This window comes from Paraburkholderia sediminicola (assembly GCF_046026675.1).
Classification (GTDB): Bacteria; Pseudomonadota; Gammaproteobacteria; order Burkholderiales; family Burkholderiaceae; genus Paraburkholderia; species Paraburkholderia sediminicola_F.
Window position 1 is genome coordinate 1,130,619 of sequence record NZ_JAQQEY010000001.1, and the last position, 18,153, is coordinate 1,148,771.

The 18,153-nt window shown below is 62.1% G+C and carries 18 protein-coding genes; 5 read left to right on the forward strand and 13 right to left on the reverse strand.

Annotated features, from left to right (window positions below; translation table 11 throughout):
* Positions 1–32 precede the first annotated feature (32 nt).
* The 4 genes from msrC to PQQ86_RS04915 all read left to right on the forward strand — a co-directional run bounded on the left by msrC (position 33) and on the right by PQQ86_RS04915 (position 3,194).
* Positions 33–533, forward strand: a complete 501-nt coding sequence (gene msrC / locus PQQ86_RS04900) for a free L-methionine (R)-S-oxide reductase MsrC (RefSeq protein ID WP_408265174.1) — start codon at positions 33–35, stop codon at positions 531–533.
* Between the two features lie 172 nt (positions 534–705).
* Complete coding sequence (locus PQQ86_RS04905) at positions 706–1,782, forward strand: Rieske 2Fe-2S domain-containing protein (protein WP_408265175.1); 1,077 nt, start codon at positions 706–708, stop codon at positions 1,780–1,782.
* Between the two features lie 57 nt (positions 1,783–1,839).
* Entirely contained in the window at positions 1,840–2,007 is a 168-nt protein-coding gene (locus tag PQQ86_RS04910) for a rubredoxin (RefSeq protein WP_093639504.1), read from the forward strand.
* Complete coding sequence (locus PQQ86_RS04915) at positions 2,004–3,194, forward strand: NAD(P)/FAD-dependent oxidoreductase (protein ID WP_408265176.1); 1,191 nt, start codon at positions 2,004–2,006, stop codon at positions 3,192–3,194. Before PQQ86_RS04910 ends, PQQ86_RS04915 begins: the two co-directional genes overlap by 4 nt.
* A gap of 165 nt (positions 3,195–3,359) precedes the next feature.
* Here the strand turns inward: PQQ86_RS04915 and PQQ86_RS04920 are convergent, their stop codons facing one another.
* Positions 3,360–4,280: a LysR family transcriptional regulator gene (locus tag PQQ86_RS04920; RefSeq protein ID WP_408265177.1), complete on the reverse strand. Its 921-nt coding sequence runs from the start codon at positions 4,278–4,280 to the stop codon at positions 3,360–3,362.
* Positions 4,281–4,709: 429 nt separating this feature from the next.
* On the opposite strand from PQQ86_RS04920, the gene PQQ86_RS04925 reads away from it, so the two are divergent.
* Entirely contained in the window at positions 4,710–6,419 is a 1,710-nt protein-coding gene (locus PQQ86_RS04925; protein WP_408265178.1) for a putative bifunctional diguanylate cyclase/phosphodiesterase, read from the forward strand.
* 163 nt (positions 6,420–6,582) lie between these two features.
* Here the strand turns inward: PQQ86_RS04925 and PQQ86_RS04930 are convergent, their stop codons facing one another.
* The 12 genes from PQQ86_RS04930 to PQQ86_RS04985 all read right to left on the reverse strand — a co-directional run bounded on the left by PQQ86_RS04930 (position 6,583) and on the right by PQQ86_RS04985 (position 17,873).
* The gene (locus PQQ86_RS04930) at positions 6,583–7,092 is read right to left on the reverse strand and encodes a phasin family protein (protein ID WP_408265179.1); all 510 of its coding nucleotides are present in this window, start codon (positions 7,090–7,092) and stop codon (positions 6,583–6,585) included.
* Between the two features lie 179 nt (positions 7,093–7,271).
* Entirely contained in the window at positions 7,272–8,387 is a 1,116-nt protein-coding gene (locus PQQ86_RS04935) for an extracellular catalytic domain type 1 short-chain-length polyhydroxyalkanoate depolymerase (protein ID WP_408265180.1), read from the reverse strand.
* A 105-nt stretch (positions 8,388–8,492) separates the two neighbouring features.
* The gene (locus PQQ86_RS04940; RefSeq protein ID WP_171925013.1) at positions 8,493–8,918 is read right to left on the reverse strand and encodes a ribbon-helix-helix domain-containing protein; all 426 of its coding nucleotides are present in this window, start codon (positions 8,916–8,918) and stop codon (positions 8,493–8,495) included.
* Positions 8,919–9,374: 456 nt separating this feature from the next.
* Positions 9,375–10,076: a hypothetical protein gene (locus PQQ86_RS04945; RefSeq protein ID WP_408265181.1), complete on the reverse strand. Its 702-nt coding sequence runs from the start codon at positions 10,074–10,076 to the stop codon at positions 9,375–9,377.
* A gap of 266 nt (positions 10,077–10,342) precedes the next feature.
* On the reverse strand, positions 10,343–11,812 hold the full coding sequence (gene rng, locus PQQ86_RS04950) for a ribonuclease G (protein WP_093639528.1): 1,470 nt from the start codon (positions 11,810–11,812) through the stop codon (positions 10,343–10,345).
* Between the two features lie 9 nt (positions 11,813–11,821).
* Complete coding sequence (locus PQQ86_RS04955; RefSeq protein ID WP_408265182.1) at positions 11,822–12,451, reverse strand: Maf family protein; 630 nt, start codon at positions 12,449–12,451, stop codon at positions 11,822–11,824.
* Between the two features lie 213 nt (positions 12,452–12,664).
* Positions 12,665–13,135, reverse strand: a complete 471-nt coding sequence (rlmH, locus tag PQQ86_RS04960; protein ID WP_093639533.1) for a 23S rRNA (pseudouridine(1915)-N(3))-methyltransferase RlmH — start codon at positions 13,133–13,135, stop codon at positions 12,665–12,667.
* Between the two features lie 90 nt (positions 13,136–13,225).
* Positions 13,226–13,681 carry a ribosome silencing factor gene (gene rsfS / locus PQQ86_RS04965; RefSeq protein WP_408265183.1) on the reverse strand — a complete coding sequence of 152 codons (456 nt, stop codon included), beginning with the start codon at positions 13,679–13,681 and terminating at the stop codon, positions 13,226–13,228.
* A gap of 4 nt (positions 13,682–13,685) precedes the next feature.
* Positions 13,686–14,426 (reverse strand): nicotinate-nucleotide adenylyltransferase, encoded by a 741-nt coding sequence (locus tag PQQ86_RS04970; protein ID WP_408265184.1) that lies wholly within the window; start codon positions 14,424–14,426, stop codon positions 13,686–13,688.
* A gap of 26 nt (positions 14,427–14,452) precedes the next feature.
* On the reverse strand, positions 14,453–15,376 hold the full coding sequence (gene hemF, locus PQQ86_RS04975) for an oxygen-dependent coproporphyrinogen oxidase (protein ID WP_408265185.1): 924 nt from the start codon (positions 15,374–15,376) through the stop codon (positions 14,453–14,455).
* A 229-nt stretch (positions 15,377–15,605) separates the two neighbouring features.
* Entirely contained in the window at positions 15,606–16,904 is a 1,299-nt protein-coding gene (gene purD, locus PQQ86_RS04980; RefSeq protein WP_408265186.1) for a phosphoribosylamine--glycine ligase, read from the reverse strand.
* 240 nt (positions 16,905–17,144) lie between these two features.
* Positions 17,145–17,873, reverse strand: coding sequence for a YebC/PmpR family DNA-binding transcriptional regulator (locus PQQ86_RS04985; RefSeq protein ID WP_054035139.1), 729 nt, complete (start codon positions 17,871–17,873; stop codon positions 17,145–17,147).
* Between the last annotated feature and the right edge of the window lie 280 nt (positions 17,874–18,153).

An 18,153-nucleotide genomic window follows, 5' to 3' on the forward strand; every position in this document is an offset into this window, starting at 1 on the left:
TTCCTCTTTCCGCTTTCATTACGGACGCCGTCATGTTCGAAGTCTCCTCCGCCTCGCATCTTCCCAAAGCCGCGCAATACGAAGAACTGGTCGCCCAGGCCCGTTCGCTGCTTGCCGGCGAAACCGACTGGATCGCCAACGCCGCGAATTTCTCCGCGTTCGTGTTCCATTCCCTGAGCGATTTGAACTGGGCCGGTTTCTACTTCCACGACGGCCGCGAACTGGTGGTCGGGCCCTTCCAGGGCAAGCCCGCCTGCGTGCGCATTGCGCTCGGCAAGGGCGTGTGCGGCACGGCTGCTCAAACCCGTCAGACGCAAGTGGTGCGCGACGTGCATGAGTTCCCCGGTCATATCGCCTGCGATTCGGCGTCGCAATCGGAAATCGTTGTGCCGCTCGTCGCACCGGACGGCACGCTGATCGGCGTGTGGGATGTGGATAGCCCGGTCGTCGCGCGCTTCGATGAAGAAGACGCAAAGGGCATGGAAGTGCTGTGCGCGGTGTTTATCGAAGCCGCGCTGCCGCGTGCAGCCTAGGCGTTTCACGCAGAGCTGATCCAGCGGTGCGGTGGCACCCTATGCTTTTTCATACATAGACTAGATGCATTTCAGGGGATGGGTCGGCGGACCTCATCCCGCTATCGTTCTCTCCACGCGCTCAAGAAAACACATGAGCGCGACGAACCCCCACCAGGTTTTGGAGACATGCATGAGTTCCGCCACCGCTACTGCCACCGCCGCTACCACCAAGCCGCTGACATTCCAACGTTCCCCCGCTTTACCGCGCAATTGCACCTTCGATAGCCACGACTGGGAGATTCTCAGCCGCTACTGGCATCCGGTGGCGTTCGCCGCCGACGTGACCGATAAACCCATCAGCGTGACGCTGCTCGACGAGCCTCTGGTTGTGTTCCGCTCGAACGGTCAACTGGTGAGCGCGCGCGATATCTGTCCGCATCGCGGCGCGCCGCTCAGCCAGGGATGGGTTGATAACGGCAACATCGTGTGCCCGTATCACGGCCTCGCGTACGGCAACGACGGCAAGTGCAAACACATTCCGTCGCAAACGGACGGCCCGATTCCTGATCGCTTGCATCTCGTCACGTATGCGACGCAGGAAGCGTACGGTCTCGTGTGGGTCTCGCTGGGTGGCGGCACCGAAGCGTTGCCCGCGTTTCCCCACTGGGACGATCCCGACTTCCAGCAGATCCTGCCGCCCTCGATCGACATCAACGCTTCGGCAGGACGTCAGACCGAAGGCTTCATCGACGTCGCGCATTTCGCGTGGATTCACCACGACAGCTTTGCCGACCGGCATAACCCGGTGGTGCCGCAGTATTCGGTCGAGCGGCGCGAACGCGGCATGCACGCGGAGTACGTGAGCACGGTCAGCAACTTCCCGAAGTCGATGCAGCATCGCGCGCCTGAGGGTTATCTGTGGCACCGCTTCTTCGACGTGGACGTGCCGTTCTTTGCGCGCCTGACCGTGCACTTTCCGGAAAACGGCCGGCTGTCGATCCTGAATGCCGCGAGCCCGGTGTCCGCGCGCAAGACGCGTCTGTTCGTGCCGATCGTGCGCAACTTCGATAAGGATTTGCCGCTCGAGGACGTCTACGCGTTCAACCGTCAGGTGTTCGAAGAAGATCGTGCGATCGTCGAACAGCAGCGCCCGGAAGATCTGCCGATCGACCGCGCGGCGGAAGCGCCGATTCTCGCCGACCGTTCGTCGGGTGCCTACCGTCGGGCGTTGGCCGAGATCGGCCTTGGCCAGGCCTATGTGCGCTAGTTCGCGGTGCGGGTTCGCGATGGGTGATGGGGTGATGGGTGATTCAGGAGAGAAGCCATGAAAGTATGGGAATGCGTGATCTGCGGCTTTCGCTATGACGAAGCACTGGGTCTGCCGGAAGCAGGCATTGCGCCGGGCACGCGTTGGGAAGATGTACCGGACGACTGGTTGTGCCCGGACTGCGCGACCGGCAAACACGATTTTGAAATGCAGGTGATCGCATGACTGCCACTCAGCATGAGGACGAGGGACAGCCGGTGGTGATCGTCGGCACGGGCATGGCGGGCTATACGGTTGCGCGCGAATTGCGCAAGCTCGACAGCACCGTGCCGATCGTAATGATCAGTCGCGACGACGGCAGCTTTTATTCGAAGCCGATGCTGTCGAATGCACTGGCGATGAAGAAGGAGCCGCAGGCGTTGGCGAGTTTCGACGCCATGGCGATGGCGGCGCAACTGGGCGCATGGATTCGTGTCAATCAGCGTGTGGAGCGCATTTTGCCGGCGGAGCACACACTGGTGGTCGACAATGCGTTGCTCGGCTACAGCAAGCTGGTACTGGCCACGGGCGCGGACCCTCGGCGCCTGAAGGTAGCGGGTGATGGCGCGGCCGACATGATGTCGATCAACGACCTCGGCGATTACGCGCGCTTCAGGTTGGCGCTCACGCGTTGCCGTTCGGTGGCGATTCTGGGCGCGGGTCTGATCGGCTGCGAGTTCGCCAACGATCTGGCGGCCGCCGGTTATGCGGTCAGTCTGATCGATCCGGCTTCTACACCGCTGGCCCGCTTGCTTCCGCAAGACGTGGGCGAGATTTTCGCCCGTGCGCTTGACGATGGCGGCATCCGTTTTCATCCTGGCCGCAGTGTGGATCGTATCGACCGCTTGTCGGACGGTTACCGGCTGACGTTCGCCGAAGATGAGCCGATCGTCGCGGATCTGGTCGTGTCGGCGGTCGGCCTCGTGCCGCGTACGGCGTTGGCGGCTGCTGCGGGTCTTGAGATCGATCAGGGCATTCGAACCGATGCTTGGTGCCGCACCAGTGCGCCGGATATCTACGCACTCGGCGACTGTGCCGCGATCGACGGCAAGGTGCAGCCGTATGTCCTGCCGATCATGCATGCCGCGCGAGCACTCGCGCGCACCCTGGCCGGGCAGCCAACACGCGTCGCCTTCCCGGTGATGCCGATTACCGTGAAGACGCCCGCGAGTCCCGCCGTCGTCGTGACACCCGAGGGCGAGGGTGCCTGGTCGATCGAAACCGCCGGCGACGCGGCGAAACACGCGGCGCGCGCCGTGTGCCGTCATGCCGCGAGCGAGCGTCCGTTGGGCTTCGCCTTGCTCGGCGCGGCGATCGAGGGCAAGGCCGCCCTGATCAAGGCCATGACAGAAGGGCCATTAGCGACTAGCTAACCCATAACAATGTTCCGTCTGACCGACCTCACTTTGTGATCGCTCGGTGTTTTAAGGGCCTGTCACCTGCAACACATCCGATGATCGCATTCGCGCCGCAAGCTCTGCTTGCGGCGTTTTTTTATCTGCGAGAAGAAAGTGTGTGGCGGTGGCGGTGGCGAACGCTTAGGAAGCCAGATCTTTCGCGACGTTGGCGATCAACCTGCGCAACCAGATCGCGGCGACGCTGCGATGCGTGCGGTCATGCCAGAGTTGATAGTAGGTGAGCGCCTGCGGCTCGCCGGGAATCGGCTCGATACGCAGCGGGAGCATCCTGGTGTAGTGCGTGGCGAGCGCACGTGTGGTGGTGAACAGCAGATTGGAACGCGCTAAAACGTAGGGCGCCATGCCGAAGTAGGGCAACGTCGTAGTGACGGTGCGCGCCAGGCCATTGCGCGCGAGTTCGACGTCGACCGTGCCCCACGACGTCGTGTTGTACGTCATCACCGCCAGATGCTCCGCCTCTTCGTAGACGGGCTTGCTGAGCCGCCCCGGCTTGATGGGGTGGCCGTTGCGCATCAGACACACCAGTTCGTCCTTGCACAGCGGCTGTAAATGCAGGTGCTCCGGTGGCGTGCGCCAGTTGCCGATCACCAGATCGAGAAAGCCGCTTTCCAGGCCGTGTTCGTAGCCGCCGTCCACCATCATCAGATGCCTGAACTCGAGCTTCGCACCGGGCGCTTCGCGATGAAACGCATCGACCACAGCGGGGACGAAGAACGCATCGAGATAATCCGGCGAGCCGATCCGAAAGGTCTGGCTGGTGGTAGCCGGATTGAATGACGTAGTGGGATGCAGAATGGCTGCGATACTGTTCAGCGCTTGCGCCGTGGGCTCGATCAGCGTGAGCGCGTGTGCGGTGAGAACCATCCGGCTGCCGCTACGCACCAGCAGCGGATCGCCGGTCATGTCACGCAGTTTGCGCAGCGCCACGCTGACGGTCGGCTGCGATTGTCCGAGCAACGTTGCGGTGCGCGAGACGCTCGATTCGGTCAGTAGCGTGTGCAGCACCTTGAGAAGGTGCGAATCGATGACTTCCTTGGACATGAAAAACGGGACCCTGTTTCGTGCGGATCCATGCAGTGGGGCAGTGTTTTTGTCGAAGGATCGCGAGCGAAATATATCGACGGATATAACGATCGTCAATCCGGCGAAGCCCTGTGCGAAGGCGTCGAAGGCCGGTGCACGTTGAGTCATGAGGTACGGAGTATTCCGGTAATAGCGGACGCTTTATGATGTGCGCGACGACGGGCGTGCCGCTGCCGGAATCGGGGAATACACCGAGGGAAACGATTGCCGCGGGGAACGTGCGGCCGGTGCGGTGGATCCGGCCAGGAAAGCCGTTATCATACGAACGTTACCCGGCGGATCGGACCGAAACCGCCGGGTTTGCCGGTTGCGCCGTGCGCGTCAGAAAAACGCTCACCCGCTTTCCTCATTCGCTTTTAATACCCAGGAAATTCAAAGGCCGGCGCGATGCAAGCTCACCCCTACGCCGAAGCGCGCACACGCGACGCCGCGCTTGCGGCTGCGCCCTACGGCATGTTCATTTGCACAACCGACGGCACGTTCGACTCCGTCAACGCGGCTTTCGAGAAGCTGACCGGCTTTACCGCCGAAGAATTGATCGGCCGGCGCACTTTTGAGTCCTTGCTCGACCCGGCCGAACTTGCGAGGCGGCGCGCCGAATTGCCGCCGCTGTCGGCGGTAGGCTCGCGCTATGAAGGCGAATGGTCCTATGTGCGGCGCAACGGTACGCCGATTCGCGTGGTGTTCGCGCTGGCGCCGCTCGCCGCCGAGCCGGCACATCCGGGGGGTGTAGCCACGGGGTCTGCCCGTTACGTCGGCATCGCCATCGACATGACGCGCTACGCGCAGTCCGAGGCACGCCTGTGGTACGTCTCGCATCACGACGGCGTGACCCGCCTGCCCAATCAGACGCTTTTCACCGAACGCCTCGAGTTGACGATCGCGCGCTGTCAGCGCAGCGGCAATGGCTTTACCGTGCTGATCGCCGAACTCGACCATTTGCGCAAACTGCGCGATGCGCTCGGTCTGCATGCGGCCGAACTGGTGCTGCAGATCGTCGGCGAACGGCTGCGTGGTCTGTTCCCCAACGACGGTACGATCGCCTCGATCGGTGGCACGCAATTCGCGCTGCTGATCAATGAAACCGGCGCGGCGGCCGATGCGTTCGCGGCTGAGGCACTGGGTCGCATCGCCGAATCGATCGACTACGCGGGCACCGCGCTGAACATTACGGCGAGTATCGGCGTCGTCGCCTATCCCGCCGACGGCGCCGATGCGCCGACGCTGATGCGTCGCGCGGGTGTGGCGTTGTCGGCGGCATCGGCGGTCAACGGCAATGCGGTGCGGCGCTTTTCCACCGCGCTCGAAGGCCAGGCGGCGCGTCGCTTCGAACTGGAGACGATGCTGCGCGAAGCGCTCGAGCGTCAGCAACTGCATCTCGTGTATCAGCCGCAGGTGACGCTTTCCAATGGCCGCATCGCGCAAGTGGAGACGCTGCTGCGCTGGAATCATCCGCAGCGTGGGTTGATCAGTCCGGTCGAGTTCGTGCCGGTCGCCGAAGAGTCGGGCCTGATCGAGCAGATCGGCGAGTGGGTGATCCGTACCGCGTGCCGCGACGCCGGCAAATTGCTGCGGCTCACCGGCACCTTGCCGCGAGTCGCGGTGAACGTGTCCCCGCAGCAGTTCCAGCGGCACAATCTGTTCGAGACGATCCGCGAGGCGCTCGAAGATGCCGCGCTCGACCCTTCGTACCTTGAAGTGGAAATCACCGAGGGTGTGCTGCTGGGCGACACCGAGCTGGCATTGCAAACGCTGCACGCGTTGCGCGAATTGGGCGTTGAAGTCGCGGTGGATGACTTCGGCACCGGCTATTCGAGTCTCGCTTATCTCACGCGCTTTCCGCTGAATCGCCTGAAAATCGATCGCTCGTTTGTGATGCGCATGAGCACCGATCCGCAGTGCGCGGCGCTCGTCGGCGCCATTATCGCCATGGCCCATGCGTTGAAACTGCGGGTAACGGCTGAAGGTGTGGAGACAGCCGAACAGGCCGCGCAACTGGAAGCGCTCGGCTGCGACGAGGCGCAAGGATTCTGGTTCTCGCGACCCATCACTATCGCGGCGTTGCGCAATTTGTTGAAGCCGTTGGGCACGGGGTGACGATTCGGTTGGCGTCGGCAATCCCGCTGCCGACTTGAAGTCGTCATCTTTCAGTCGCCTCAGTGCATCGTACTTCGCGCAAGATGCATGTCGCCAAAGCTACGCGAAAAAGAAAAAGGGGCCGATAGGCCCCTTTTCATCTGCTCGCGTTACGACACGAGACTTATTTTGCTGCGTCGTCCGCGGCGGTGACCGCTGTGCCGGCCATAGCGGATGCACGCTTGATGCTGTCCTGCACCACATTGCTCGAATGAATCATCGAAGCCATCACGGATTGCATTGCCCCGAATGCGCTATCCGAGCTGAACGGCGTGGTTTGGCCGAAACCCGAACCGAGTTGCGCCACGTTAGCGCCGAACTCTTCGCGCAGTGATTCGCCTGCCTTGGTCAACGCCGCGGTGAACTGCGCGTCAATTTCCTTGACGTGCTGCGCATACGACAAGGTGCGTTGAACCAGTTGCTGCTGCAAATCGGACACGCCGGCGAACGGCGCGGTGTTGAACTGGCCGGTCGACAATGCGCTCTTGCTTTCGGTGACGCTTGCCTTCAGTGCCGCGAGATTGAGCTCGCCGAGCTTTTGCAGACACGCCAGCCCATCGAGCTGCAGGTTGGTGAAGATGTTGAAAGTACGTTGGCCGAAGGCGGCGCTATGTTCGATCGCGGGGCTGTGCATAAATGATCTCCAAAGTGACCCGGGGCAGGCGCCCAAAGGATTTCGGAGGCCAGGTCTCACGCGAGACGGCAGGTCGACGCGGCGCAGTGATTTTGCTGCGCTGCAACATAAGCCACTTTATACCTTTGCGGCAGGATGTACAGCGTTTTCGTCAAAATGATTCGTCAGTCGAATGGCGCTCAATGTGCGCCTGATGCGCGCGGATGGGCGAGGAAGAAGCGCAGCATTTCGGCCGTCGCGTCGGGGCCGGATGGGTCTGTGTACGTGCCGCGTTGGCTGCCGCCTGCCCATGCGTGACCCGCGCCATGGATCGACCAGTACTCCGCTTCGACACCATTCGCCGCGACGAACCGTTGCACCGTGCAACCACGCAGGCCGCTCGCCGTGCCTGCGGTGTGCGGCGGCGCGCCGAGTGTCGTGACGCCGCCATCGAAACCCGCTACGAGCGCGGTGGCGTTCGACGGATGCACCGTCGTGTCCGCGTCGCCATGAAACACGATGAGCGGGCGTTGCGGTTCGACGTGTGAGTGGCTGCGATGCGCTTTGCCGCCCTTCATTGCGGCGAGCGCCGAGGGCAGATCCTTCGCGCTTCCGTAGGCGAGGCCGGAATGCACGCAGGCCGCGGCGTACAGATCGGGCGATGTTTTCAGCATGACGTCCGCCATGGCGCCACCTGCCGACAGACCCGCCACATACACCCGCGCCGGATCGACGCGATAACGCGCCATCACCTCGCGCGTGATGCCGGCAATCAACGACGGTTCGCCCTGATCGCGCTGCTGGTCGGCAGGCTTGAACCAGTTCCAGCAGGTCGAAGGATTGGCGGCTTGCGACTGATTCGGATACACGACGATGAAGCCATGACGCTCGGCCATTTCGTTCATGCGCGTGCCGGCCGCGAAGTCGTCGGCGTTTTGCGTGCAGCCGTGCAGCATCACGATGAGCGGCAACGGTTCGCTGTTGTAGACGGCGGGCACGTAGAGCTTGTATTGGCGTTGGCCCGCGCTATTGCTGAAGGTGTGGGTGCTGAAGGTACCGGGGATATCGGCATCAAAAACGCGCTCGGCAGGGGCGTGCGGCGTGGTGTTGGTGTGGGATTGCGCCAGCGCTTGCGTCCACGCTTGTGCCCATTCGTTGACACTCTGCGGCATGGGCGGGGTTTGCGCATTGCCTGCGTTGGCCTTGTTGCCTGCGAGTGCGCGCTGGACCGCAGCGGTCGCTTCCTTCGGCCCCTTTGTGCGCAGCAGGTCGAAGGCTTCTTTCATCGACTTCAGGAAATCTTCATTCATTTTCATGATCGGCAGTTACTGCGTTGACTTACATTGCGCGTGACGGAGTCGGGCGATGAGCTTCACGGCCTCAGCATGGCTTCAACCAAAAATCAGCCAGGCCGGGCACGCCTACCTGATGCGTCCGGCAAGCGCCGCCTTGACTGCGGGCGACGCGTGAAACGCGCCGAGCACCACCACCGATGCGATCGTGGCCGCCGCAAGTTCCGGCGGCACATCGGCTGCGATGCTGGCGAGGCCGAGCACATGAATGTCCAGTCGTTCGTTCGCGGCTTGAGCGGCTTCGAGGTCCTGCTTCGAGAAGTGTTGCAGGCCAAGCACCAGCGCGCGCCGGGTCACCGTTTCCGTGACGACCTGCGCATGTACGGCGAGCTGGTTGCGAATCGCCGTACGGATCAGGTCGGTGCGGTTCGAGTAAAAGCCTTCTTCGACGAGTAAGTCGATCTGGCCCAGGTCGATTGGGCCGAGATTGATGGTGATCTTTTCGGTTTCGCCGCCTTTGGGGCGGGAGGTGTCGATGAGTTTGAGGTTGGCCATTTCTATTCCGTTCGGCGTCAGTTTGGCATCCGTACGCCATCCAAACAACATCCAATGGGATGGTTATACGCGTCTGGTTCGAACGGCGTCAACGAGGAAATTGAGGGCCGGGAGAGATTGACGATCAGAAATCGAAGCTGTGTGAGCGGCAGGCACCTTATGTAGAAGGGCGTGAGCAAAACCTCAGTACCCAACGACCCGCGGTGACTGCTGGCTTCGAAGTGACGCGCAGACTATTTCGCTTACTCAAGCAACGTCAACGAGTGGCTGCTTTTGTGGATCGGGTGGACCTCTGAACGGCAAATCTCGGGGAAGCGGCTTGGCCGGCGGCTCCAGCGGCGGCTCTGGAGGCGTGCTTGAGACGGGCCCGACAGGCGAATCGTCCTTGGCCGGATTGAACCTGACTTGCATGGCAACCTCCATGTGTACCGGAACGTTCAGGGCGCTCAAAGGCGCCTATCGACTATGCCCCTTGCTGGTCCGGGACCCGTGCAAGTATTCCGTGGGTGGAAACCAGAAGAAACATTGGTTTTGCTGGGTAGAAGGCATGCTACGTATATCGATCGGTGCCGTTATTTTTATATCCTGGGTTTTCGGGAGGTCCGCTTTATTCAGACCGCCTAAATAGAAGATCGAGAAAGCGGCTGCGGTTAGCAGGGCTTCAACTACGACCAGGATATTGATGTTGGAAATATTCTTCGCGCGTTCATCGTTGATTTTTGCGTTAGTTTCCTGGCGCTCAAGATAATTTTCTATTAATAGCTTTTTAAGCTCGTCTGTCGATGTTATTCCTTGCGCGAGTGCCGTCTGGGGCGATTTGGCTATCGTAGCGTCCCATCCACGCTTGTATCTATCCAGCTCCGTCGACACAGGAAGGGTTTTGTACGTGTTTCTGTGGAAGAGCGAACCCACTGAGGATCTGAAAAAGTAAAACCCGGATAAAAACAGTAGCGCAAAGGTGATCGCCAGAAGCGCGAAAAACAAATAGTCCACGAGACCATGCTTGTGCCCGATATCGACGTTAGTCAGCAGAAAACTAAGCGCTCCGATAATCGCGGTAACAAGCGTGAGTGATGACTGCAGTCGTGAGTCGATCTTGTCGCGTAAGTCGAGTTCGCGCCAGTGCTGGCTTTCGTAGAGATCTTCCGCGTTCAACATGCTGCGCTCCCTAAATCCGGCGAGTTATGACGTTCTTTCCAGACGACCAAGCAGCATTGCAACGTTCATTGTAGTGAGGGGTTTTCCGTTTTGAATCAACCAAACCCGGAGAAAGCGCCGCGCCAGACGTTGAGTATCTGCGCGGAAGCTGGACGAACGTCGCGAGACTCCTTCAAGAAGTCTCGCGAGTGGAGGGGGTAAATCAATCGAACTGGGAGGCTTCGATCAGGCGGGCGATGAGACGCCACAGAGCGTATCGAGCGACGTTACATCAATACGATATCGTACTGTTCCTGGCTCAAATTCGACTCCACCTGCAACGACACCGGCTTGCCGATGAAATCGATCAGCATCGCCAGATGCTGCGACTCTTCCTCAAGGAAAAGATCGATCACCTGCTGCGACGCCACCACGCGAAACTCGCGCGGATTGAACTGCCGGGACTCGCGCAGAATCTCGCGCAGCACGTCGTAGCACACCGTGCGCGACGTCTTGACCTGTCCCTTGCCCTGGCAAACCGGGCAGGGCTCGCACAGCACATGCGCCAACGATTCACGCGTGCGCTTGCGCGTCATCTCCACGAGTCCAAGCTGCGAGAAACCGTTCACGGTCACACGCGTGCGATCGCGCGACAAAGCCTTCTTCAACTCACCGAGCACCTGATCGCGATGCTCGATGTTCTCCATATCGATGAAGTCGATGATGATCACGCCGCCGAGATTGCGCAGCCGCAACTGCCGCGCGATAGTGTGCGCGGCTTCGAGGTTGGTCTTGAAGATCGTATCGTCGAAGTTGCGCGCGCCGACGTAGCCGCCGGTGTTCACGTCGATGGTGGTCATCGCTTCGGTCTGATCGATCACCAGATAGCCGCCCGACTTCAGGTCGACCCGGCGCGACAATGCGCGCTGGATTTCCGCCTCGATGTTGTACAGATCGAAGAGCGGCCGCTCGCCGGTGTAGTGATGCAGCTTCGACGACACCGCCGGCGTGAACTCCGCCGCGAAGTCGGCGAGCATCTGATAGGTTTCGCGCGAATCGACCTGAATACGCGAGGTCTCGTCGTTGACGAAATCGCGCAGCACACGTTGCGCGAGATTCAGATCCTGATACAGCAGGCTGGTCGGCGGCATGCGCTGACCTTGCGAGATGATCGTCGCCCACGTCTTGCGCAGATACGCGACGTCTCCGGCCAACTCTTCGCTGGTTGCATCTTCAGCGATGGTGCGTACGATGTAGCCGCCTTTTTCATCGGCAGGCAGCACGGCGGTCAAACGCGCGCGCACGGCTTCACGTTCGGCTTCGCTCTCGATCTTCTGCGAGATGCCGATGTGCGGCTCCTGCGGCAGATACACGAGGGTGCGCCCGGCGATACTCACTTGCGTGGACAGCCTTGCGCCCTTGGTGCCGATCGGATCCTTCACGACCTGCACCATCAGCGTCTGACCTTCGAAGACGATTTTCTCGATGGGCTGATGCGGCGTTTGATGCTGCGGTTCGCCCGCAATGCGCGGATGCCAGATATCCGCTACGTGGAGGAACGCGGCGCGTTCCAGACCGATGTCGATGAAGGCGGATTGCATGCCCGGCAACACGCGGACGACTTTGCCGAGATAGACATTGCCGACGCGTCCCCGCGACAGCGTTCGTTCGACGTGAAGCTCCTGGACGGCGCCTTGCTGGACGAGCGCGACGCGCGTTTCCTGCGGCGTGACATTGATCAGGATTTCTTCATTCATGGTGTTATTTTAGAAGTCGATGCGCGCTGCACGCAGGAGGGCAGCGGTTTCAAAAAGCGGCAAACCCATGATACCTGAATAGGACCCGTCGATATGCTCGATAAACTCCGCGGCGCGTCCCTGCACCCCATACGCGCCTGCCTTGCCGAGCGGCTCGCCGCTTGCGGCATAGCGGCGCACGGCGTCCGCTTGCAGTGCAGCAAAACGTACCTTCGATACCGACAGCGCAACCGGGAGCAAAGTGCCTTCCGCGTCGACCACCGCGATGGCCGTCAGCACTTCGTGATCGCGGCCCGCGAGACGCGTGAGCATCGCGACGGCATCGTCGGCGTCGACGGGCTTGCCGAGAATCGCGTCGTCGATCGTGACGGTTGTGTCGGCAACCAGGATCGGCCGTGCGGCATGCCCGCCTGCCACGAGACGCGCGCGCGCTGCGTGCGCTTTCGCGATGCACACGCGCTGCACGTAGTCACGCGCCCGCTCGCCGGGTAGCTCGACTTCGAGCGCTTCGGCATCTTCATCGGGACGCGGCAGGAGCAATTCGAAACGCACGCCGAGTTGTTGCAACAACTCCTGACGGCGCGGACTTTGGGAGGCGAGGTAAACGAATGGATGCAGCGAAGCGGCAGACGTTGGCATGAACAGGTCTCGATGAGGCGGGTTGCGGCAACGCGCGAGGCGCGCGCGATGAGCTTGTCAGCCAGGCGACGCTCAGCAGTGTGCCGAAGGACTCGATGAAAAGCGCGTCGATCAACGTATCGATAAATGCGCCTACAAATGCGCACACAAACGCGTCAATCAGCGCAACCAACAGGACCCGCAAACACGTGATCCGTCAGCCGCCTCGTTCGCTTACACGCGGTGATAGGGGTGATTTTGCGTGATGGTCCACGCGCGGTAAAGCTGTTCGGCGAGCAGCACGCGCACCATTGCGTGCGGCAGCGTCAGGCTGGAGACACGCAGCAGCATGTCGGCACGTGCTTTCAGATCGGGATCGAGCCCATCGGCGCCGCCGATCAGAAACGCGACGTCGCGGCCGTCCTGCTGCCAGCCGGGCAGGGCGCCGGCGAGCTGCATTGTGGTCCAATCCTTGCCGCGCTCATCGAGCGCGACGATGCGCGCGTTCTTCGGTAACGCGGCTTCGATTTTCTGCCGCTCGGCCGCCATCACACTTTCGGCCGGCCGCCCCGACGAACGCTGCTCGGGCTTGATTTCGCGCAGCTCGATGCGCAGCTCGGGTGGCATGCGTTTCGCGTATTCGTCGAAGCCGGTAGCGATCCAGTCCGGCATCTTGTGGCCGACGGCGAGGATGTGCAGTTTCATGACGGATGTAATCGGGGGCGCGATCGCTGCGATCGCGGACGCAAGCGCTGGCCATGCGTCGCGGACTTCAGCGGTTTGCCAGCCACGTACTTACTTGCGACGTACCGGCGTCTTGCGTGCAGTCTTCCTGGCAGCCGGCGCTTCTTCCTCTTCGTCCTCGTCGTCGGGTTCGCTCGCGCTGGCGCCGCCGAACGGATTCGGCGTGGACAGCTTGATGCGCACCGGCTTGTCACCCCAGATTTCTTCGAGGTTGTAGTACTGGCGCAGCGCCGGTTGCAGGATGTGCACGATCGCGTCGCCGCAATCGACCAGCACCCATTCGCCGACGTCGTCACCCTCGGTGCTGATGACGTCGCCGCCGTTTTCCTTGACGCTCTCGCGCACGCTCGAAGCGAGCGCCTTGGTCTGGCGGTTCGAGGTGCCGGAGGCGACGATCACGCGATCGAACAGTGCGGTCAGGTGGCTGGTGTTGAACACCTTGATGTCTTGCGCTTTGACGTCTTCGAGAGCGTCGACGATCACGCGTTGCAGTTTGCGAATATCCATGGGGTTACCGGTGGTACAGATGATGTTGAAGAATATAGTCCCACACTGCAGTGGGGACATGGCTCGCGGCCTGGTCTTGCTGTTCCTCGCCCACGTGGGCGAGTCGCTGACTTACCTGTTCGCGCAGATACGTGCGAATGTCGGTGGCCGAAACGTTGAACGCAAGCGTCGTATCGATCAGCAAGTGGCCGCAGGGGGTGGCTTGCAGAACGTCGGCGCGGGCACGGCGCGCGTCGATTTCTCGGGCCACCACGGATGGAATCGACGCAAGGTCGAAACCGGGGCGCGTGGCCGCGCAGATGTGAGCGAAGTCGAACAGGCGCCGCCAGTCGCGCCATGTGTCGAGATGCACCAGTTGATCCGCGCCGATCAGAAGCGCAATCGACGCATTCGGACCTTCGCGTTCACGCCATAACTGCAGCGTGTTGATCGTGTATGTCGGACCGTCGTGTTCGATTTCGTCGGTCGCGACGCTCACCTTGACGCCCGGCAGCACCAGCGCGCTGGCCGCGGCGCGAGTCATGGCCAGCCGGTGCACGGCGGGTGACACGTCCGCTTTCTGCCACGGCTGGCCGGCCGGCAGCAGCACCAGCTCGGTCAGGTTCAGCACGTCGGCGAAACGTCGCGCGAGCGCGAGGTGGCCGTCGTGGATCGGATCGAAAGTGCCGCCGAGCAGTCCAATCCGGCGAGGCAGGGCGACAGGATGAGCGTTCGGCTTCAGGTGAAGATCCTTTGTCGTGGTCACGTGGAGTACGGTGCGGGCTTAAAGCCTCACACCCACTCGCGCGGCACGAGAAAATCGCTGTAAAGACGCGCTTCCGGTGTGCCCGGTTCGGGCTGCCAGTTGTAGCGCCAGTTCGCCACAGGCGGCATCGACATCAGAATCGATTCGGTGCGTCCGCCGCTCTGCAGCCCAAACAGTGTGCCACGGTCGAAGACCAGATTGAACTCGACGTAGCGGCCACGCCGGTATGCCTGGAAGTCCCGCTCGGCTTCGCCGTACGGAATGCTGCGGCGCTTTTCGATGATCGGCATATACGCTTTGAGGAATCCTTCGCCGACGCTTTTCAGCATCGCGAACGATTGATCGAAGCCCGGCGCCGAGAAATCGTCGAAGAAAATCCCGCCGATGCCACGCGGTTCATTGCGGTGCTTGAGAAAGAAGTATTCGTCGCACCAGCGCTTGAAACTCGGGTAGAGGTCGGCGCCATAAGGCTGCAGCGCATCGCGGCACACCCGATGGAAATGCCGCGCGTCTTCCTCGTAGCCGTAGTACGGCGTCAGATCCATGCCACCGCCGAACCAGAACACCGGCTCTTCGCCCGCCTTGGTCGCGATCAGCAGACGCACGTTCATATGCACGGTCGGGCAGTGCGGATTGTGCGGGTGCAGCACGAGCGAAACGCCCATTGCTTCAAAACCACGGCCGGCCAGTTGCGGTCGCGCGGCGCTCGCCGAAGCGGGCAACGCGTCGCCTGCTACGTCCGAAAAGCCGATGCCGGCCCGCTCGAAGAAGTTGCCGCCTTCCAGAATCCGTGTGTAGCCGCCGCCGCGCAGCTTTTCGCCGGGGGCGCGCTGCCATGCGTCGGTCGCGAACAGCTTACCGTCGAACGCGCCGAGCGTGTCCGCGATTTGCGTTTGCAGGCCTTGCAGCCAGCTGCGCACGGCCTGTGCGTCATAGCTCGAATCGGTCATGAATGCAGATGCAGAGGGCGGCACGCCTGTCGTGCCGCGGGTTCTTCTTGAAGGGCGAGCGCCGGGCCTTCGTCAGGATATTCCCGCGAGGGCGCAGCGCTACGGTTATTCGCGCAGGTGAAATGCCGATCAACCGGGGTGAGCCCACATGGAGCGGTGGGCGCCGCGACGGCCGCGAAAACCCGCAGTGTAGCGCCGTTGGCGCCGCACGCGGGCGAGTGGGGCGGGCTTAGTGCTTGCCTTCGGTCTTGGCGTCGTGCTTGCGGTTCAATGCGCGGTAGCCGATGTCGCGGCGATATTGCATGCCGTCGAACGAGATCTGGTTGATCGTCTCGTACGCGACCGATTGCGCGCTGCGCACCGAATCCGCCAGACCGACCACACACAAAACGCGGCCGCCCGAGGTGCTCAGCTTGCCGTCCGCCAGCGTGGTGCCGGCGTGGAACGTTACCGCGTCATCGGTCTCAGCCGGGATATCGCTGATCCGGTCGCCCTTGCGCGGCGTGTCTGGATAGTTGTGCGCCGCGAGCACGACACCCAGCGCGGTGCGGCGGTCCCATTCCAGTTCGATCGTGTTGAGCGTGCCGGCAATCGCCTGCTCGACCACCTTCGAGAAATCGCCCTTCAGGCGCGCCATGATCGGCTGCGTTTCCGGGTCGCCCATCCGGCAGTTGAATTCGAGCGTCTTCGGGTTGCCTTGCGCGTCGATCATCAGGCCGGCGTACAGAAAGCCCGTGAAGCGGATGCCTTCCTTCTCCATGCCACGCACGGTCGGCTGGATGATTTCGCGCATCACGCGCGCATGCAGTTGCGGCGTGACGATCGGCGCGGGCGAATAGGCGCCCATGCCGCCGGTGTTCGGACCCTGGTCGGCGTCGAGCAGGCGCTTGTGATCCTGGCTCGAAGCGAGCGCCAGCACATGCTTGCCGTCCACCATCACGATGAAGCTGGCTTCTTCGCCGGCGAGGAATTCCTCGATCACGACGCGCGCGCCGGCATCGCCCAGCTTGTTGTCCGACAGCATCATGTCGACGGCCGCGTGCGCTTCTTCCAGCGTTTGCGCAACCACGACGCCCTTGCCGGCAGCGAGGCCGTCGGCCTTGATCACGATCGGCGCGCCCTTGGCGTCCAGATACGCGTGCGCGGCGGCGACGTCAGCGAAGGTTTCGTACTCGGCGGTCGGGATCGCGTGACGCTTCATGAACGCCTTGGCAAAATCTTTCGAGCTTTCGAGCTGCGCGGCTTCCTTGCTCGGCCCGAAAATCTTCAGACCGCGCGAGCGGAACAGATTGACGATGCCCGCGGCGAGCGGCCCTTCCGGCCCGACCAGTGTGAAAGCGATCTGTTCTTTCTCGACGAAATCGGCGAGTTCGGCCGGATCGGTGATGTCGACGTTGCGCAGACGCTCGTCCTGGGCGGTGCCGCCATTGCCGGGAGCGACGTAGACGAGCTGAACCCGCGGCGATTGCGCGAGCTTCCATGCCAGCGCATGTTCGCGACCGCCGGAACCGACGACGAGTAACTTCATGTGAATCCCCGAGACTTAAAAACCATAAACGGCTGAAGCATCACGCCCAGCCGTGGAATAACAGCGAGGTTTGCAATGGGCCCGCAGCAAGGTAGCGGCGCAGGGCACATAGCGAACCCGAATGGTGGCGGTGAGCAGGAGCCCAAACCAACGCCCGCTCTGCAGCAACGCGAGTGCTAATCGGCGGCGCGGGCGTGTGGTTCGATGCAGATCCACGCGCCATGTGCCGCCGGGGTACGCTCATTCGTCGGCGATCGCGGCGTTTGTATAGACTTCCTGCACGTCGTCCAGACTCTCCAGCGCGTCCAGCAGCTTCTGCATTTTCACCGCGTCGTCGCCCGTGAATTCGACTTCCGTCTGAGGTTTCATCGTGACCTCGGCCAGCTCGGCCTTGAAGCCCGCGGCTTCAAGCGCGGTCTTCACCTTCGGGAAATCGTTCGGCGGGCACAGCACTTCGATACTGCCGTCTTCGTTCGTGACGACGTCTTCAGCGCCGGCTTCGAGCGCGGCTTCCATCAGCTTGTCTTCCGGCGTGCCGGGCGCGAACAGGAACTGGCCGACGTGATCGAACATGAACGACACCGAGCCGTCCGTGCCCATGTTGCCGCCGTTCTTCGAGAACGCGTGTCGCACGTCCGCCACGGTACGGGTGCGGTTGTCGGTCATCGTGTCGACGATCACCGCCGCGCCGCCGATGCCGTAGCCTTCGTAGCGGATTTCTTCGTAGTTTGCGCCATCGACACCGCCCACACCGCGTTGGATCGCGCGATTGACGTTATCTTTCGGCATGTTGGCGTCGTACGCCTTTTCGACGGCGAGCCGCAGACGCGGGTTCGAGTCGATGTCGCCGCCACCCATGCGGGCTGCCACCTGAATTTCCTTGATGAGCCGCGTCCAGACCTTGCCGCGCTTGGCGTCTGCCGCTGCTTTCTTATGCTTGATGTTGGCCCATTTCGAATGACCCGCCATACTTTTCTCCGTCGCGCGCGCCAATGGGGCGCACGCATAGTGCAATTGTCGTTGCGATGTCGGGCGCGCGGCGCTGCTGATTGCGACCTTGCCCCTCGATGTCAAACCGCTCGACGCCGGGCCGCCAGGTGTCGGACCTTCCTCAGCTTGATCGCGCCCGGCCAGGTCCGGCTAGCGGGACCGAAGGCCGGCAGCGCGGTGGGGGCGGGGCAGGACGGTCAGCGGGCGGCTCAGCGGCGCCCTCAGGTGCACCGGTCCCGGCAGACCCGGCGTAGAGGCG

Excerpts from the sequence above, each read along its gene's own strand:
- rng (WP_093639528.1), bottom strand. The coding sequence starts at position 11,812 with ATGAATGAAGAAATCCTGATCAATGTCACGCCGCAGGAAACGCGCGTC.
- PQQ86_RS04930 (WP_408265179.1), bottom strand. The coding sequence starts at position 7,092 with ATGCACAGCCCCGCGATCGAACATAGCGCCGCCTTCGGCCAACGTACT.
- PQQ86_RS04915 (WP_408265176.1), top strand. The coding sequence starts at position 2,004 with ATGACTGCCACTCAGCATGAGGACGAGGGACAGCCGGTGGTGATCGTC.
- PQQ86_RS04955 (WP_408265182.1), bottom strand. The coding sequence starts at position 12,451 with ATGCCAACGTCTGCCGCTTCGCTGCATCCATTCGTTTACCTCGCCTCC.
- hemF (WP_408265185.1), bottom strand. The coding sequence starts at position 15,376 with ATGACCGATTCGAGCTATGACGCACAGGCCGTGCGCAGCTGGCTGCAA.
- PQQ86_RS04935 (WP_408265180.1), bottom strand. The coding sequence starts at position 8,387 with ATGAAAATGAATGAAGATTTCCTGAAGTCGATGAAAGAAGCCTTCGAC.
- purD (WP_408265186.1), bottom strand. The coding sequence starts at position 16,904 with ATGAAGTTACTCGTCGTCGGTTCCGGCGGTCGCGAACATGCGCTGGCA.
- PQQ86_RS04920 (WP_408265177.1), bottom strand. The coding sequence starts at position 4,280 with ATGTCCAAGGAAGTCATCGATTCGCACCTTCTCAAGGTGCTGCACACG.
- PQQ86_RS04910 (WP_093639504.1), top strand. The coding sequence starts at position 1,840 with ATGAAAGTATGGGAATGCGTGATCTGCGGCTTTCGCTATGACGAAGCA.
- PQQ86_RS04945 (WP_408265181.1), bottom strand. The coding sequence starts at position 10,076 with ATGTTGAACGCGGAAGATCTCTACGAAAGCCAGCACTGGCGCGAACTC.
- PQQ86_RS04925 (WP_408265178.1), top strand. The coding sequence starts at position 4,710 with ATGCAAGCTCACCCCTACGCCGAAGCGCGCACACGCGACGCCGCGCTT.
- PQQ86_RS04905 (WP_408265175.1), top strand. The coding sequence starts at position 706 with ATGAGTTCCGCCACCGCTACTGCCACCGCCGCTACCACCAAGCCGCTG.
- PQQ86_RS04985 (WP_054035139.1), bottom strand. The coding sequence starts at position 17,873 with ATGGCGGGTCATTCGAAATGGGCCAACATCAAGCATAAGAAAGCAGCG.
- PQQ86_RS04940 (WP_171925013.1), bottom strand. The coding sequence starts at position 8,918 with ATGGCCAACCTCAAACTCATCGACACCTCCCGCCCCAAAGGCGGCGAA.
- msrC (WP_408265174.1), top strand. The coding sequence starts at position 33 with ATGTTCGAAGTCTCCTCCGCCTCGCATCTTCCCAAAGCCGCGCAATAC.
- rlmH (WP_093639533.1), bottom strand. The coding sequence starts at position 13,135 with ATGAAACTGCACATCCTCGCCGTCGGCCACAAGATGCCGGACTGGATC.
- rsfS (WP_408265183.1), bottom strand. The coding sequence starts at position 13,681 with ATGGATATTCGCAAACTGCAACGCGTGATCGTCGACGCTCTCGAAGAC.